Origin of the sequence: Methyloprofundus sedimenti (genome assembly GCF_002072955.1) — a bacterium.
GTDB classification, from domain to species: domain Bacteria; phylum Pseudomonadota; class Gammaproteobacteria; order Methylococcales; family Methylomonadaceae; genus Methyloprofundus; species Methyloprofundus sedimenti.
In genome coordinates this window covers 421,156-437,406 of record NZ_LPUF01000003.1, presented here as the reverse complement: position 1 = coordinate 437,406, position 16,251 = coordinate 421,156, and the positions used below count along the sequence as shown (strand labels likewise).

Sequence of the window (16,251 nt, the reverse complement as noted above, 5' to 3'; positions counted from 1 at the left end):
GTCTATAGATATCGAAAAGAGGCTATAAAGCTACTTCCCGGTCATTCACTAGTCATGCAGAAATGTACATTTTATAAGCTTGATATAAGCAATAAAACGTTTTTAGTCTGATCGAGTTTTATCGAATCAAAATCTCGTTTCCTGGCTGGAATTAAAAGGTATATTTCAAACATGTTTCCAGACGGAATAAAGCTGTATCCATTGAAGATTATCATGATGAAGATATTGATTACTACGATTTTTATAGGCTTGTTATCCAGTCAAAATCTGTTGGCCGATACCATAGACTCTCAAAGACTGGCACCTGGGTATCGCCCTTTGGCGTTTAAAATTCCCCAGACGGGGAGCTATAATTTGCCGGTTATTGATATGGCGGGTGATGGCGAAGTTTTAACCACAAATCATCAAGTACGCCATTTGCATGAGTTAATGGGCGATAAAATTACATTACTGAGCTTTATTTATTCTACCTGTAGTGATGTTAATGGCTGCCCATTAGCCACACAGGTGTTTCACAAGATCAATCGACGTTTACTCAAGGAGCCAGAGTTAGCGGGAAAATTACGTTTATTGACTTTAAGTTTTAATCCACAGCACGATACACCCGAAGCGATGAGCCAATATGCGGCGAGTTTTACTAATGATAAGGTGGATTGGCAATTTTTAACTACTCAGTCAGAGCAACAGTTACAGCCTATTCTGGACGAATATCGGCAAGCGATACAGAAAATTTATGATCAGCAGGGACAATTTACCGGCACATTTTCGCATATATTGCGTGTATATCTGATTGATAAGGATAAACAAATACGCAATATATATAGTGTTGCCTTTTTACATGCGGATACTTTGATTAATGATGTCAAGACCCTGCTTGATGAAGCCAGTATGCACAAATCAAATGTCACTGGCGACTCCAATACACGCTTGCAAACAAGTGATACCAGGCAAAACTATTCCGCAAAGAATTATCAAACTCAATCTATCGCTTTGACAGATCGTCAGGGGCAGCAGGCTGATTTGCTCAAAAATATTAATAATCCTCCTCTAGGCTTACCCGCTGTTTCCATTCCGGCCGATAACCCTGTTAGTGCAGCAAAAATAGCTTTGGGGAGAAAGCTCTTTTACGATCGCCGTTTGTCACTGAACAATACTATTTCCTGTGCTATATGCCATATACCGGAGCAGGGTTTTAGTAGCAATGAAATGGCGACAGCAGTCGGGATAGAAGGTCGCAGCGTGCGCCGCAATAGTCCGACTATTTATAATGTTGCGTACGCGACGCTGTTGTTTCATGATGGTCGGGAAAATACTCTGGAACAACAAGTATGGGGGCCATTACTGGCAGATAACGAAATGGGGAATCCGTCAATAGGCTATGTGATTGATAAAATAAAAGCATTAAGCGATTATCAAGGTTTATTTGAACAGAGTTTTAACACGACAGCCAATATGCTTACGGTAGGTCAGGCGCTTGCCAGTTATCAGCGCAGCTTGAATTCGGCCGATTCGCCTTTTGACCGTTGGTATTTTGGTAAACAGGCTGATGCAGTTAATGATTCTGTTAAACGCGGTTTTGCCTTATTTAAAGGGAAGGGTGCTTGCAGTGGATGCCATCTTATTGAGAAAAACTTTGCGCTATTTACTGATAATCAGACTCATAATACAGGTATAGGTTATCGGGAATCCATGCAAAAAACACCTGAAAAACAAAAGATACAAGTTGCACCAGGTGTTTTTATCGAAGTTGACCAGCAGGATATAAGTGCTGTAGCAGCCGTAAAAGCGAGTGATATTGGTCGATACGAAATTACGCTAGACCCGCAGGACAGGTGGAAATACAAAACGCCTGGTCTACGAAATATCGCATTAACTGCACCTTATATGCATAATGGATCATTAAGCACATTGAGTGAAGTTATTCAGTTCTATAATCAGGGGGGAGTGAGTAATGAAATACTCGACCCGGTTATCAAGCCGTTGCATTTAAGTGACACTGAAAAAAGTGATTTACTGGCATTTTTACAGTCGCTCACCGGGAGTAATGTTGAGGAATTGCTTGCAGATGCGTATGTTGCACCCGTGGGAAATTAGTCAGAGGATTGGTGAGGTGAGAAACTTTAACAGATCGATATGTGGGATAATATTTACTATTGTAAAAATAACCTACAGAGGGGCCCGGTTTTCGTATGCAGAATAATCAACTTTCTATTGGCAATTGAGACCTGGATTGATAGTATAATGAAACCAACAATGAGATGAGTGTAGAACGTTGATAGTCCGCGTTTTCTACAATTTTTGAACACTGATATTCTTAGATCAAAGCGAATATCCATTACTTGAGAAATTAAGCTTATGCCAACAAACTTACCTGAAATAGAACAACTTCTTGCTGACTGGTATTCGCTTACTTTAGATAATCCAGTATTTGTCGGAGTATTAGTTTTAGTCGTCTGGTTATTTGTAGCCTTAATATACAATTTTAAAATTCTATTTTTAAATAAGAAACAAAAAGCTGCGGAAAAATTGAATCTTGAATTACAAGGTAAAGTAACAGCCGCAGAGCAACAATTACAGCAACAGAAAGAAAAGCAGGCGACTGATGCTGAACAAATGGAAAAAGATCAGCATTTAATCGCAGAAATTCAGGATAAACTCGCGCAGCGCAATCATAAAATAGTCGAAAATCTTAAATTCATAGCCGGAAAATTTGATTTAAGTGAGCAACTTGTTGATTCAGATAAGGACATGAAAGATGAATTTATCTGGCAACAACAAGATAATATTATTCAGCAATTAAGTGACCGTTTGAGTGTAGCGCAACAAGAGAATGCTAAAGCGAATGAAAAAGATACCTTAATTAGTAATCTGCAAAATTCATTGGATAAGCAAATTAAACAGTTTGCTCAGTTAGAGCAGGCAATAGAAGTGCAAAAGCATGTCCTGCAGGAGCAGCAAAAAGAAGTTCAGCAACAGTTAAGCAATACTCTGGAAAAACATCAACTGGATTTCACTCAGCTCATTGAGACTGTGCAAAATCGTTCAGCAGCGCTTGACGTGGAATCGCAATCTCAACCTGCACCAGAACAAAGTGTTCCGCAGGAAGATCAAAAGCCAGAAAATATTGCTCAGCAACAGATTGTTGAATTTAGCGCCATTGATCAACTGAACTCCAAAAATTTTGAACCAGAGCCAGCTACTGAACCAGAAGATTTGATTGAGCAAAAAGAAAAGAATGAGCAGGATGTTGCTCATTTAACTAAGCCGCTGGCTGAAGCAGAAATAGAGCCTGTAAGCCAACAGGATCCTATGATACAAGACTTGTTGAATATAGCTGAGCCTACTTTTAGTACAGTTAAAGAAAATGTGACTCAGCAAGCTGAAATTAATCAGTCGGCTGATGCTAAAACAAGCTCTAATGTGACAGGAAAATTTAAAAGTTTACTGGGCAAAGTTAAAAAGTCAGATACCAAAACTAAACCAGAGAACATCAGTGAGGCATTGGCGGCAAACTCTTTAAAGGCGCCTGACGCAAATACAACTCAAGCAGCATCAGCAAGTGTATCTGGAAAATTTAAGAGCCTACTGGGAAAAGCTAAAAAGTCAGGTGCTAAAACTGAACCGGAGCAAAAGACTAAAGTAAATATTGCCGAAGATCATAGAGCTCCAGAGCCAGAGCAAAAGATTGAAGTATTTACTGCTGAAGCCTTTAAAGTGCCTGAGGCAGAACAACAACAAATTGAAACTTTTATTGCTGACGATTTTAAAGCGCCTGAGGTAGAAGAAGTTCATGTTGATCCCGACTATGGGTCATCTAATTTTAAAATGCCCGGTACATTTAAAAAACTGTTTGGTAAGAAAAAAAAATAAGTTTTATATATCACAAAAAGCTTAGGTGGGTTGATGTAGCTAATTGCAAATGCTGTAGTGAACGTTAATGGTCAATGCATCTCCTTTAAATTATTGTAAATATATTTGTTCAAGCTTAATCAGACTAATTAACAAATTAATTTTAATTTGATCTGACAACTTACGATTATTTTGACGGACTCAACACAGCTAATAGGTAAGCATTGAACAAGTAGCTTGAGGGGCACGCTATTGCTTTGCCCATCCTACAGATTTTTAATTTGTTTAAGTTATTTTATGCACGTTTCTAAGTTTAGTAACTAAATAATTTAAGGAATATGCACGAAATAATATGAGCAACTTGTAGGATGGGCAAAGATTTTTTTCGTGCCCATCTTTATATAGTACAGCCATCAGTCTATCTGGGGTAGCTTGATGGGCGCTACAGATTTTTAACTTGTTTAAGTTATTTCATGCACGTTTCTAAGTTTACTTTGCCTTCCAGTTACTTACTTCCAGGATAAAATTTCTTAGATCAAATTGACTGAACGCCGAGCGATTATGAAAAACGCTCGGCGTTGTTTCTTGTATATTACCTAAAAATCAGGATCCTGCGGCATGACTACTGTATTAGGAAGGCAGCCCAAAACCGGATTCAGCGGTGGCGTAACTGGATCCCATCCAGGAGGGCATCCTCCCTCCGGTCCTTTGGCAGGCAATGAATCGGCGATTCTCTTAGGCAAACAGATAAGAGCCTCTTGATTGTCTCGTTTGGTAACGGGAACCCAGGCATTTGGACACATGGAGTGACGACGGTTAGGCCACCACCAACGATCTCCGTCCTGAAGCCCTTCTGGGGTTGTCGGTGGTGCAAGCTCACCCGGTAGACAAATAAGTATCGGATTGAGCGGAGGAGTTACCGGCAGCCAACCTTCTGGGCAGTCTCCATCGGGTATATCAGGTAACCTACCATTAGGGTCTGGCTCAATATAGAAATTGTTTGGTAGGCATCCAAGTGCCGGATTTAATGGTTGTGTTGCTGGCCTGAAGCCCGGTGGGCAATCACCCGGCGGGAGAGCTCTATTGTTCGCGATTTCCTTCCAAAAGTTCCCATTCTTCGAATTTATTGTTTCCGAGAGTAGCGGCATGCTGATGATGTAGACGCAAAAAAATAAAAATGCGCCCAGTTTTGTATTAATAAACATAATATTCCCCATTAATTTGCGAAACCATCCGCACTAGCAGTGCGGTGTTAGTCCGCTATGACAAGTTTGAGCGGTCGCTGTTAAGGAATATACCTCCTTGCTTACATTCTACTACTTCTGTTGTATAGTTTACTTACGCCTACTATCGCGTCTTGAATAAAATATACTGCAAGCAGGTAGATTCTTTTCCAATAATCGCAATTCGCCTTAAAATACATTGGCGATGATTAGGTAGACAGCGCGTGCTACAATCAAAACAAGCCTTTACCGATAACGTCCATCATATTGGGCAATATATGCAACTACGCCAAAATGTAATCTCCCAATCGAAATTAAAACTACATCTTTATTTATTGAAAGTCAATAAATAAATGTATTCATGTTTTTACAATGCAGCTAAATACTAAATGCCCCCACCTCGATTTATCCACAAGACCGTGAAGTGGAGCATAGTCACTCAACTGGTGGCAAGCACTTACGATTATTATATTTTATATTCAGTCACTTATAATGTTTCCTGATTACCCATAACTCTCAGCTATATTTGTCATTCCTGCACGCTTTTAGCAGGAATCTAGTGGGGTAAGCAAAGATTTCCGATAAAGCTTGTGCCCACGCTTGACTGGGTAGACTTCGGGAATGACGAGACTATTAACATACTGATATTTAAAATTTTTTTAATATGGTTGTGAGTTGTACGTAATCAGGTAATGTTTTATAGCGGTCAACTGCGGTTTCTAGATTGAAGAGTCCTAAACTTGTTATGGGCAAAAATTCATCTGTGATGAAAACTTTGTGTCTAAAATGTAAAATAGAATCGAGAAGAAGAACGAATATGATTGGAGTATTCCCAAGAAGTAACAAACGTTCAATGGCAAAGACTCTGTCACAAATAGAAAAGCAGAGTATGGACAGAATACAGCGATTGTTACGGCCTATATTAAGAGCATATAGTCAAAGAAAAATTGCGGATCATTTTAAATTACATCCTGGCACTGTAGGTGTTATAGTGATCAAGTACGAAAATTCACAATTCGTGACCTAACCCAAGTTACCTTCTAGTTACCTAGTTACGGGGCTAGTTACTTTCTCTCAATTTGTTTGATACACATTTCTAAGCTATTTAATCTCCTATATGTCCCGCTGGAAAGCCCCCCGACCTAAATCATCGCCATATATTACACCCGCTGGCTACCAGCGTTTAGAGCATGAATTAAAAGATTTATGGTTGAAGCGTAAAGGCGTTGTTTCTGCCTTATCAGCTGCAGCAGCCGAAGGCGATCGATCTGAAAATGCTGAGTATATCTACCGTAAAAAAGAGCTGCGAGGTATCGATGGGCGTATTCATTTTTTACAAAAACGTATGTCCTCTTTGAATATTATTTCCGCTATGCCAGCCGATCAGGAGCGAATCTTTTTTTCTGCCTGGGTGCTGCTGGAAAATGATAAGGAGGAAGAGGTACTATATCGCATAGTCGGTGCCGATGAGTTTGAAATGGATAAGCGTTATATCAGTCTCGACTCCCCATTAGCACAAGCCTTGTTAAAAAAAACTTTTGATGATCACGTGCTTATTCGTAATGAGTTTCAGGAGACCCGTTATACAGTTATTGATATTCAATATGGCGCTGAATTTATTGCTGATTGAGGCATTTATAGGTGCTTGCTTAAAATTTTATTCACACTTTAACTTGTTCTAACGCTCGGCGTCATGGAACGCTGAGCCTTCCCACGAGGTCATTAAGTTAAGACACAAGTTTTTATAGGATGTGCTGAGGCACGAAGCGCATCTTTTGAGGCTTGATGCGCTTCCTATCGTCAGCACAACCTATGTCAACATTCTTAACTTAATGGCAGTCGCGGAGCGCGGTCTATCAAAATGCGAGCCAATATCACAATTTAAGCGTCTAAATCATCCAGGTACTTTTCTACATCCAGTGCTGACATACAGCCTGCACCGGCAGAAGTAACGGCTTGTTTATACACCGAATCCATGACATCACCTGCGGCAAATATTCCGGGTATGCTGGTTGCTGTGGCGTTACCTTCTATGCCGCTTTTTACGCGGATATAGCCATGATCATCCATATCCAGCTGGCCTTTGAATATCTCGGTATTCGGACGGTGGCCGATGGCGATAAATACGCCGTGTAAATCGACATCTTTGCTACTGCCATCTAGTGTACTTTTGATGCGCATACCGGTTACGCCCATATCATCGCCCAGAACTTCTTCCAGGGTGTGGTTCCATTCGATCTCGACATTGCCTGTTTTTGCTTTTTCTATCAGTTTGTCGGAAAGAATTTTTTCTGAACGGAATTTGTCGCGGCGATGGATAACCGTCACTTTAGAGGCAATATTGGCTAGGTATAAGGCTTCTTCTACGGCGGTATTTCCACCGCCAATAACGGCAACAGGCTTGTTTCTGTAAAAGAATCCATCGCAAGTGGCGCAGGCTGAAACGCCTTTGCCTGCATAGGCTGTTTCTGAATCCAATCCCAGGTACATCGCAGATGCACCGGTTGCGATAATTAAAGCATCGCAAGTATAACTACCTGCATCACCGGTTAATTTCAAAGGACGCTGGGATAATTCAGCGGTATGGATATGGTCAAAAATAATTTCTGTATCAAAGCGTTCAGCATGCTTACGCATTCTTTCCATAAGCTCCGGGCCTTGCACACCTTCATCATCACCGGGCCAGTTGTCTACGTCAGTGGTGGTGGTTAATTGTCCGCCTTGTTGCAGACCTGTTACCATTACCGGCTTAAGATTTGCTCTTGCTGCATAAACGGCTGCCGTGTAGCCGGCAGGGCCAGATCCTAGAATTAGTAGGCGGCAGTGTTTTGAGTCACTCATTTGTTGTTTCCTTGTTAATAGTAGGTAGTAAATTGTTATGCATTATGCTTGGAATTAAGTGGGGCGTAAAGGCTGATATTGGATTTGAAGCAGGCCTGGTTAAACCTGGAAACCTCAGTTGAGTACGGATTTTGTGGAAAATCTGCGTGTGAAAGATAAGGCACTGCTCGCAGGCAATGGCCGTAGCCCTTGGCAAGAGCTGTAACGCAGTATTTCGTGCTTAGATTTATCCATAAAATTGTGAAGCGGGGTATAGTCACCCAACAGGTGGCAAGCATTTATGATCATTATATTTTATATTCAGTCACTTATAATGTTTTATAGCGGTCAACTGCGGTTTCTAGGTTAAAGGGCATTAATTTGGGCAAATAATGATTTCCAGTAGCGTTTGCAGTCATTGACCACTAAGTATAAGGAAGGAATAAGTATTAAAGTAATCAAAGTTGCAAATAAAATTCCAAAACCGATAGAGACAGCCATTGGGATTAGCATGCGTGCCTGGCGCGATGTTTCTAATATCATTGGCGCTAAACCAAAAAAGGTAGTCAGAGTGGTTAATATAATGGGTCGAAAACGCTGAATGCCCGCGGTTTTAATTATCTCTTGAGGCGTAAGGTCGGTTTCGTGTTCAAGATGTACGGCCTGGCTGATTAATACTAATGAATCATTTACCACGATGCCTGACAGGGCAACGATTCCGAGCAGGCTTATTATACTCAAGTTATAGCCCATAATGATATGGCCGTATATTGCGCCAATGATACCAAAAGGAATGCTGGTAATCACGATTATAGGCAAGATATAGCTCTTGAAAGGAATTGCCAGCAGGGCATAGATGGCGAGCACGGAAAATATAAAGCTTAATTTTAAACTACCGATGCTATCCGCCATATCTGCTTGCCGACCTTGAAAACTATATTGTAATCCCGGGTATTGCTCTGTGAGTGCAGGCAATACGTTGGCTTTTAAGTCATTAATAATTTCTACCGATTGGCTTCTGGGGGATACATTTGCCGTGACTTGCACATTACGTCGGCCGTTACGTCGTTTAATTTCGGTAAAAGCATGTCCTTTTTGTATCTGGACAATTTCATTTAAAGGTATAGCAACCCCTTTGTCAGTCCAGACTAAAAAGTCATACATGCTCTGGATTGATACCCGTTCATTTTCAGGCAGGCGTAGCATAACTTTTATTTCATTGCGCCCGCGTTGCTGGCGTAATACTTCAGCACCATAAAAAGCGTTACGTACTTGTCTGGCAACTGAAAGTGGTGTTAATCCGAGGCTTTCTCCATCTTCGAGCAAAGTAAAGTCTAATTGCTGTTTGCCCAGGCTCATGCTATTAGCAATATCTTTTGCCATAGGATACGCACCTAATGCGTTTGCTAAATCAATGCTTGCCTGCTCTAAAACAGCAACATCACGGTGGGTTAATTCTATGGTAATGGCTGAGCCCGATCCGGGTCCGCCTGAGTCTGATTCAAAGATAAGACTTTCTATGCCCGCTATTTCGCCCGATGTTGCGCGCCATTGCTCACTAAATTGATCCGTGCTCATTATTTTATCGCGAATCTCTGGTTCTGCGAGATAAGTGCGTACAATAGCCTTGTGACTACCGTCTTTACCTACTTCGGCAAATATTCCCCGGATTAATTGCTCGCCATGGTCTACATGACTGATACTGGCGTGTGCTGACTTGATTAAGTGATCTACGACAGCCTGAGTTTTTTCAACGGGTGAGCCAAAAGGTAAGCTTATTTGCGCCTGAGCGTAATCAGATTCCGCTTTAGGAAACATGGAGAGTCCCATGCGTCCACTGGAAGCATAAGAGAGCGTTGCAATAAGAATAGAAAAAGCTGTAATCACCGTTAAATAGCGATGATTTAAGGTGAAATCAAGAAAACCGCCGTAGCGATACTTTACCCAGTTACGAAAAGCATGGCTAAATATTTGCTGTTTTTCATGTAACCAGAGTTGCAAGCCGATACGTGGTTTATCGCTTAAATGTGCTAAGTGATTGGGTAAAATAAACAAGCTTTCCACTAATGAGAGTAAAAATACCAGAATCACCACAGTGGGAATCATGACAAAAATTTTACCCATCACCCCGGGCATAAAAAACAAAGGCATAAAGGTCGCAATATTGGTCAGGATACTGAAAGTGACTGGCACAGCCATCTCCTGAGCACCTTTAATCGCAGCCGCCAGACGCGGGTAGCCTTCCTGGCGATAATGATAGACATTTTCACCAATAATAATGGCATCATCGACGACTATCCCCAGGGCAATAATAAAAGCAAACAGGGAGATCATGTTCAGCGAAACCCCAAGCGCGGGCAGGAGTATAAAAGATCCCATAAAGGCAATGGGAATACCGGCCATTACCCAAAATGCCAGACGGATTTCCAGAAACAAAGCCAGGGTAATAAACACCAGTGTCAAGCCTAAAGCACTATTACGCAATAATAAATCTACCCGTTGTGAGTAGGCTTCGGAAGCATCATAGCGTATATCAGCATAGATACCCGTCGGCAGTGTGCTTTTGCTAATTTCAATTTGTTGTTTAACGGTATCGGCAATACTTATCGGTGTTTGATTGCCCACTCGATAGACTTGCAACATAATGGCGGGATAGCCGTTATATCGGGCAGAATAGTCCGTATCTTCATAGCCATCAGTGATAGTTGCAATGTCGCCTAACAGGATGTTAGTACCTGATTCAGTGGTAATAATAGGTATTTGTGCAAAATCCTGCCCGGTGTTCCTGCGTTCTTGCATACGGATTAAAATTTCGCCTGCATCGGTTTTAACGCTGCCTCCCGGTAAATCAAGGCTGGTGTTCCGGATACGTTGCGCAATATCGGACAGGGAAAGATTATAGCGTTGTAAATTTTCCTGAGAAACTTCAATATTGATTTCTAATGGCCGAACACCCTCGAGTTCAATCTGAGTAATATTATCCGCTTGTAAAAGTTGGTCACGGAAATTTTCAGCTAATTCATGTAAAACCTGTTCTTTAGTCTCGCCATAGATAACCAGAGATACGGTTTTTCGCTTACTCGCCATGACATTAATTTGCGGCTCTTCCGCCTCCTCTGGAAAGGTAGTAATACGGTCTACTTCCTTTTGTATTTCCTGCGCCAGCAGATATATGTCTGCATCACTCAGGGCTTCAACAATGACCGAGCCAATACCTTCTTTTGCTGAGGAACTGATTTCATCTATGCCCTCTACTCCAGAGATAGCATCTTCAATCACCAGAATAATACTACGTTCTATTTCCTCTGGATCCGCGCCGGTATAGACAACATTAATGCTGACACTATCGGTGATAAAGTCAGGAAAGACTTCCTGCTTCATGGTGTTTAGAAATAAAAATCCACCGAGCAGAAATCCAAGCATTACCAGGTTAGCTGCAACAGCGTGCGTTGCCATCCAGCTAATGGGGCCTTGTCTGTTAATATCCATTGTGTTTACTCCTGCTCGCTGGTCTGGATGCGCAAGTTCATGTTTTGCACAGGCGTACTGAGACTGCTGGATATTATTCTGGCATTTTCCGGGAGCTGGTCAGCATGAATAAAAACCTGCCCCTGCTCCTGCCAGACAGGTGTGATTTTTTTGATGTCTAGCGTGTTCTTGTCAGTGACTAACCATATATTCTCGCCACTATGAATGACCGTTTCGGGGATTGCTAAAACATTTTTAAGTGTATGGCCGGCAATCTCCAGATGCACGAATGCACCTAAAATTAAAGTTGGCTGCCCCTTATTTTCTTCAAGTAGAGATAGCGGGTCTTGTATTTCGATAATTAATTCAGCCATCCGGCCTGAGGCTTCTAGCTCAACCTTTAGTCGCTTTATTGTACCTGTTCGATAGGTTTGTTTTCCCCAGGCGGAAGGAAAGTATATTTTAACTTCTGAACCAGTTTCGGCATTAATATTAGGAATATTGATTTTGTTTAGTTTATCTACAGACAGCGTTGCTAATATCCAGAAATTATCAGAACCCGCTAGCTTGATGAGTGGCGTACCTGTGGAAAAGGTAGAAACCCAGGAACCAATATGAGCATTAGTTTCCAGTACAACAGCATTAAAAGGACTGACGGTTTTAGTGCGCTGTAAATCCAGGCGTGATTGTGTCAAAGCTGCTTCTGCGGCAGTGATGGCTGTTTTTGCCAGAGCCAGATGGGGTTTACGCAAGACCAGGTTCTGGCTTTGTTGATCTAAATCAGCATTAAGCAATTTATATTCGCGTTTGGCAATTGCCTGTTGCCCGAGTTCCAGTGTCAAATTAAATTGGGCTTTTGCCAGTTCATTTTCCTTTAGTTTAATGGCTAGTTCGTAATCGGTTGGATCTAACTGAACAATTTGTTCTCCTTTGGCTAAAAAGCCGCCAGGGACAAAATTTGGGCTGACTGAGATGACCATACCATTAATACGCGATGTTAAATTTACTGTTTGTGCTGGAATAACACTGCCCGTTGCAGAGATTGTGGTGGGGTAATCAATTTTATTGACTTGTAGAGTGTTAACGAGAGGCGCTACCAGCTGTGCTGTGCTACGTTTAGCTTTGGGTTTGTTACTTAGCCAGTAATAAGACAAGCCTAGTGCAAGGCCAAGAATTAATATTGCAGACATCCAGCGTAAAAGGCGTTTAGCCATCTTTTTCTTCCCTATTATTTATTACCGTATCCTGATAATCAGGCAATGGCCAGCTCCCTGCCAACGAGCGGTATAGCTGGATGCGGTATTCTATCAGTTGGCGCTGGGCAGATATACGACTACGCTCTAATGTTTGCAGATTAACTTGAGTGGTTAATACACGTAAAAAATCCATGGCTCCATACATATAACGCAAACGTATCTGTTCGTTTGCTTTTGTCGCAAAACTGTATTGTATATTCAGACTTTCAATCAGTTGATGCTGCTGGTACTCTAAAGCCAAGGAGTCTTCGACTTCTTTAATGGCTTGTAGGATGGTTGTGGCATAAATATTCAGAGACTCAGCGGCTGCGGCCTTATTTCTCTCTACTTCTGCAACACGTCGACCACCATCTACAATAGGTAATATCAGGTTGCCTGCCAAAGTTGCAATCCAGTTATTAAATAAAGACTGTAAATTAGGCGCTGTCGTATCAATACTGGCGGATAGACTTAACTTAGGGAAACGGTCGGCAATGGCCGATGCTATACGCTGATCAGCTGCTTGTACACGATAATAGGCCTGGCGTAAGTCAGGACGGCGTTGAATAAGTTCGCTGCCTAGTCCCGTCAGGGGTTGTGGAGGTAAATCAGGAAATTTCTGATTATCACTGATAGTAAACATACCAGGGGTATTACCCGTTAAAATTGCTAATTGATTTTCCAGTACTTGAATCGTAGCCAGTACATCATTTTGGTCGCCAATGGTCGCCTGTAATGTTTGTTGCTGTTGAAACAGGTCAGCGGCAGTCGCCTGTCCACCTGCAAAACGGGATTTTGTGATGTCCACATTATCCTGATTGGTTTTGATCTGTTGTTTGAGTAGATGTAACTGGCTACGCTGCCCAATTAATCGATACCAGGCAATGGCCACTTCTGATGATAAGGAAATCGCGGCAGTATTCAAATTTTCTTGTGCCACACGGACATCCAGCTCTGCAGCATGTTTATTGGCACGTAAACGGCCCCATAAATCGACTTCATAACTGGTATTCAGGCCCAATGCAAAATGGCTATTATCACTGACGCTGGAATAGGTCTGAGTGCCTCCGAAGGCAGCACTGATGCTGGGAATAAGATCGGCACTGCTTTTGATAGCGATAGCTTCGGCTTGTTCAAGGCGATTAAAGGTGGATATTAAATTAAAATTATTATTTAGTGCCAGCTCGATAAGCTGGTTGAGCTGAGGGTCGTTAAACCCCAGCCACCAATGTTGCTGTAAGGAAGCAATACCAGCTTGCGAGAACTTTTCAGGCACAGCTACCGGGGTAGGAATTTCTTCAATCGGTACTGCGCAAGCTTGAACAAGAATTAATATACTACAAGTCAGGAAGTATTTTATATTCATCAATGGAGAGTATGGCTATATTGATTGTAAGGGTTAAAAAACGATAAAGATGAATCAGTAGCAGAGAACCTGATCTCAAGGAGAATATTGTGATACCAGGGCATGTTTTATTCGTACCCTCTTTTGCCCAGCCTACAAAAAATGAGTCTCATGATAAAATTATAACTAAACAGGTAACTCACTGAATATAAATAATGGGATCAGGTGTTCTGAATTTAATGTAGTTTAATTTAATAAAGCAACAATCATTGCTGCCTTGATTGAAATTATGCATGAAACGACTGTAACGTTGGGTCAGAACTGGGTAAAGATTTGTAAAGATTTGTAAAGACATCAGAATAATGAATGTATCTATACCAAAATTCAGTTATAAAAATTACACATTACAGGCTTATGACGTACATGCTTATAATTGACGATGATTTCGAACTATCCTCCATGTCAGGTGACTACCTGTTAGCTGAAGGCTTGAGTATTGATTCTGCTTTTGATGGGCTAAGCAAGGGATTATAAAAGGTCCTTGCTGTACAATATGACACGGTCAACGAGTCAATCCAGTAAAATATGGATTTTACGATGCTGTGCCACACATTTTTTTTATAAAGAAGATACTGGATTTAACGGGGAGTTACGTAGATGGCTGGTTAGCCATCAAATTTTATAGTCAGCGTTTGTCCGGGCTTTAAATATTTGCCTAGTGCAGTAGTATTCCATTTGCGTAATTCTGCCACACTTACTTTAAATTTCTCGGAGATAGCATATAAAGAATCACCACTGCGAACAGTGTACTTCACTGCAGTATTGTGTGTAGAATGCCGTGCATTGTTCGTGGGTTGTTTGATAACTAAACTTTGTCCTAAGGACAAGGTATTATCAAGTTCAATATGGTTCCATTGTGCAATGTCTTTGCTAAGTAGTCCCAGTTTTTTGGCAATACCCCATAGGCTGTCGCCTGCTTTTACTGTATAGACAGACTTTTTATAAGTACCTGTTTTTTGCTTGACTTGCGTAAACGGGTTTTGAGCAGTTTGCTTGCGTGAGACTGGAATAAGCAGATGGTTACCCGCAAGGATATTATTATTATCCAATTGATTGACTTCGCGAATAGCTGTTACCTGTGTATTATAGTGTCGCGCAATCGCAGCCAGATTTTCACCAGCTTTAACCTTATGTCTTTGCCAGTGTACCCGCTCATTTACAGGTAGTGCAGCCAAATTCTTTTTAAACAGCTCGACATTTTCAACGGGAATCAATAAACGGTGTGGTCCCTGCGGAGGTGTGTAACCTCGGCTAAGACCCGGGTTTAAATGAAATAACTCCTCTACTGTCGTATTAGATAACTGAGCGGCTTTTGACAGTTCAAGTTGAGAGCCTATATTGACTGCCATAAAGGCCGGTTTATGCGTTTGAGTTTTTAAGTTAACGCCATAATATTCAGCATTTGCGAAGATTTTAGCCAGTGCCAGTAGACGGGGGACGTAATTTTTAGTTTCTCTGGGTAAGTCTAATGACCAGAAGTCAGTTTCTTCATTCTTTGCGGCATTTCGTTTGACCGATCTGCTTACAGTTCCTACTCCGGCATTGTAGGAAGCGAGGGCAAGTAGCCAATCATTATCAAAAGTTTCGCCTAGTTCTTGTAAATAAGTTGTTGCAGCGTCTGTGGAAGCATAGACATCGCGACGGCCATCGTACCACCAGTTTTGATCCAGACCATAAAACTTGCCTGTAGCCGGCATAAACTGCCATAAACCTGAAGCGCTTGCCCGTGAATAAGCATGCGCTTTAAAGCCACTTTCAACAGCTGGTAGTAAGGCAATTTCACCGGGTAAGCCTTTTTCTTCTACCTGTTTAATAATATTGTATATATAGGGTTCTGCCCGTTTTTGAATGGTTTCAATATATTTGGGGTGAGCTAAATACCAGTCTACTTGCTTTTCGATCAGGGCATCATCAACGTCTGGAATGGCAAACATTGATATCAGATATTGCCAGCTGTCATTAGACTGGGCAAAGTTCTTTTTTGCTTTTTTTGCTTTTTTTGATACGGAGGGTCTTTTAACCCCGGATTTACGTGCTAGCTCATTAATAGGCTCATTTTGTTCAATATTTTCTACCCGATGTGAATTTTTAACACTACAACCCTGCACAAAAACCAGGGTTGAAAAAAACACAACGGAGAATCGTCTATTAAATTTTTGCATAATAAAATTGATAGTCAGACTTTAATTTATAATCAGCTCGGATTGTACTGTATTCTATAGAATTTTCATACAAAGAATGCATGCAAAAA

The 16,251-nt window shown here is 41.3% G+C and carries 9 protein-coding genes; 4 read left to right on the top strand and 5 right to left on the bottom strand.

From position 1 onward, the window contains the following. Nucleotides 1-213: 213 nt before the first annotated feature. The 4 genes from AU255_RS16865 to AU255_RS16850 all read left to right on the top strand — a co-directional run bounded on the left by AU255_RS16865 (nucleotide 214) and on the right by AU255_RS16850 (nucleotide 6,702). Nucleotides 214-2,094 (top strand): cytochrome c peroxidase, encoded by a 1,881-nt coding sequence (locus AU255_RS16865; RefSeq protein WP_233144720.1) that lies wholly within the window; start codon nucleotides 214-216, stop codon nucleotides 2,092-2,094. Nucleotides 2,095-2,355: 261 nt separating this feature from the next. Beyond that, complete coding sequence (locus AU255_RS16860; RefSeq protein WP_080524055.1) at nucleotides 2,356-3,870, top strand: hypothetical protein; 1,515 nt, start codon at nucleotides 2,356-2,358, stop codon at nucleotides 3,868-3,870. Nucleotides 3,871-4,467: 597 nt separating this feature from the next. Continuing rightward, complete coding sequence (locus AU255_RS20185; RefSeq protein WP_158083160.1) at nucleotides 4,468-4,611, top strand: hypothetical protein; 144 nt, start codon at nucleotides 4,468-4,470, stop codon at nucleotides 4,609-4,611. 1,578 nt (nucleotides 4,612-6,189) lie between these two features. Beyond that, a complete protein-coding gene (locus AU255_RS16850) occupies nucleotides 6,190-6,702 on the top strand; it encodes a GreA/GreB family elongation factor (RefSeq protein WP_080524053.1) in 513 nt (170 codons plus the stop codon). A gap of 251 nt (nucleotides 6,703-6,953) precedes the next feature. Here the strand turns inward: AU255_RS16850 and trxB are convergent, their stop codons facing one another. From trxB to AU255_RS16825, 5 genes are all read right to left on the bottom strand, one after another. After that, a complete protein-coding gene (gene trxB, locus AU255_RS16845; RefSeq protein ID WP_080524052.1) occupies nucleotides 6,954-7,913 on the bottom strand; it encodes a thioredoxin-disulfide reductase in 960 nt (319 codons plus the stop codon). Between the two features lie 345 nt (nucleotides 7,914-8,258). Beyond that, nucleotides 8,259-11,381 (bottom strand): efflux RND transporter permease subunit, encoded by a 3,123-nt coding sequence (locus AU255_RS16840; protein ID WP_080524051.1) that lies wholly within the window; start codon nucleotides 11,379-11,381, stop codon nucleotides 8,259-8,261. Between the two features lie 5 nt (nucleotides 11,382-11,386). Then, nucleotides 11,387-12,574: an efflux RND transporter periplasmic adaptor subunit gene (locus tag AU255_RS16835; protein WP_080524050.1), complete on the bottom strand. Its 1,188-nt coding sequence runs from the start codon at nucleotides 12,572-12,574 to the stop codon at nucleotides 11,387-11,389. Continuing rightward, on the bottom strand, nucleotides 12,567-13,961 hold the full coding sequence (locus AU255_RS16830) for an efflux transporter outer membrane subunit (RefSeq protein ID WP_080524049.1): 1,395 nt from the start codon (nucleotides 13,959-13,961) through the stop codon (nucleotides 12,567-12,569). The genes AU255_RS16835 and AU255_RS16830 overlap by 8 nt, the downstream gene beginning before the upstream one ends. 644 nt (nucleotides 13,962-14,605) lie before the next feature. Then, nucleotides 14,606-16,162: a lytic transglycosylase gene (locus AU255_RS16825; protein WP_080524048.1), complete on the bottom strand. Its 1,557-nt coding sequence runs from the start codon at nucleotides 16,160-16,162 to the stop codon at nucleotides 14,606-14,608. Between the last annotated feature and the right edge of the window lie 89 nt (nucleotides 16,163-16,251).

Coding starts and splice junctions, on each gene's coding strand:
- AU255_RS16825 (WP_080524048.1), bottom strand. CDS start 16,162: ATGCAAAAATTTAATAGACGATTCTCCGTTGTGTTTTTTTCAACCCTG.
- AU255_RS16850 (WP_080524053.1), top strand. CDS start 6,190: ATGTCCCGCTGGAAAGCCCCCCGACCTAAATCATCGCCATATATTACA.
- AU255_RS16840 (WP_080524051.1), bottom strand. CDS start 11,381: ATGGATATTAACAGACAAGGCCCCATTAGCTGGATGGCAACGCACGCT.
- AU255_RS16860 (WP_080524055.1), top strand. CDS start 2,356: ATGCCAACAAACTTACCTGAAATAGAACAACTTCTTGCTGACTGGTAT.
- AU255_RS16865 (WP_233144720.1), top strand. CDS start 214: ATGATGAAGATATTGATTACTACGATTTTTATAGGCTTGTTATCCAGT.
- trxB (WP_080524052.1), bottom strand. CDS start 7,913: ATGAGTGACTCAAAACACTGCCGCCTACTAATTCTAGGATCTGGCCCT.
- AU255_RS20185 (WP_158083160.1), top strand. CDS start 4,468: ATGACTACTGTATTAGGAAGGCAGCCCAAAACCGGATTCAGCGGTGGC.
- AU255_RS16830 (WP_080524049.1), bottom strand. CDS start 13,961: ATGAATATAAAATACTTCCTGACTTGTAGTATATTAATTCTTGTTCAA.
- AU255_RS16835 (WP_080524050.1), bottom strand. CDS start 12,574: ATGGCTAAACGCCTTTTACGCTGGATGTCTGCAATATTAATTCTTGGC.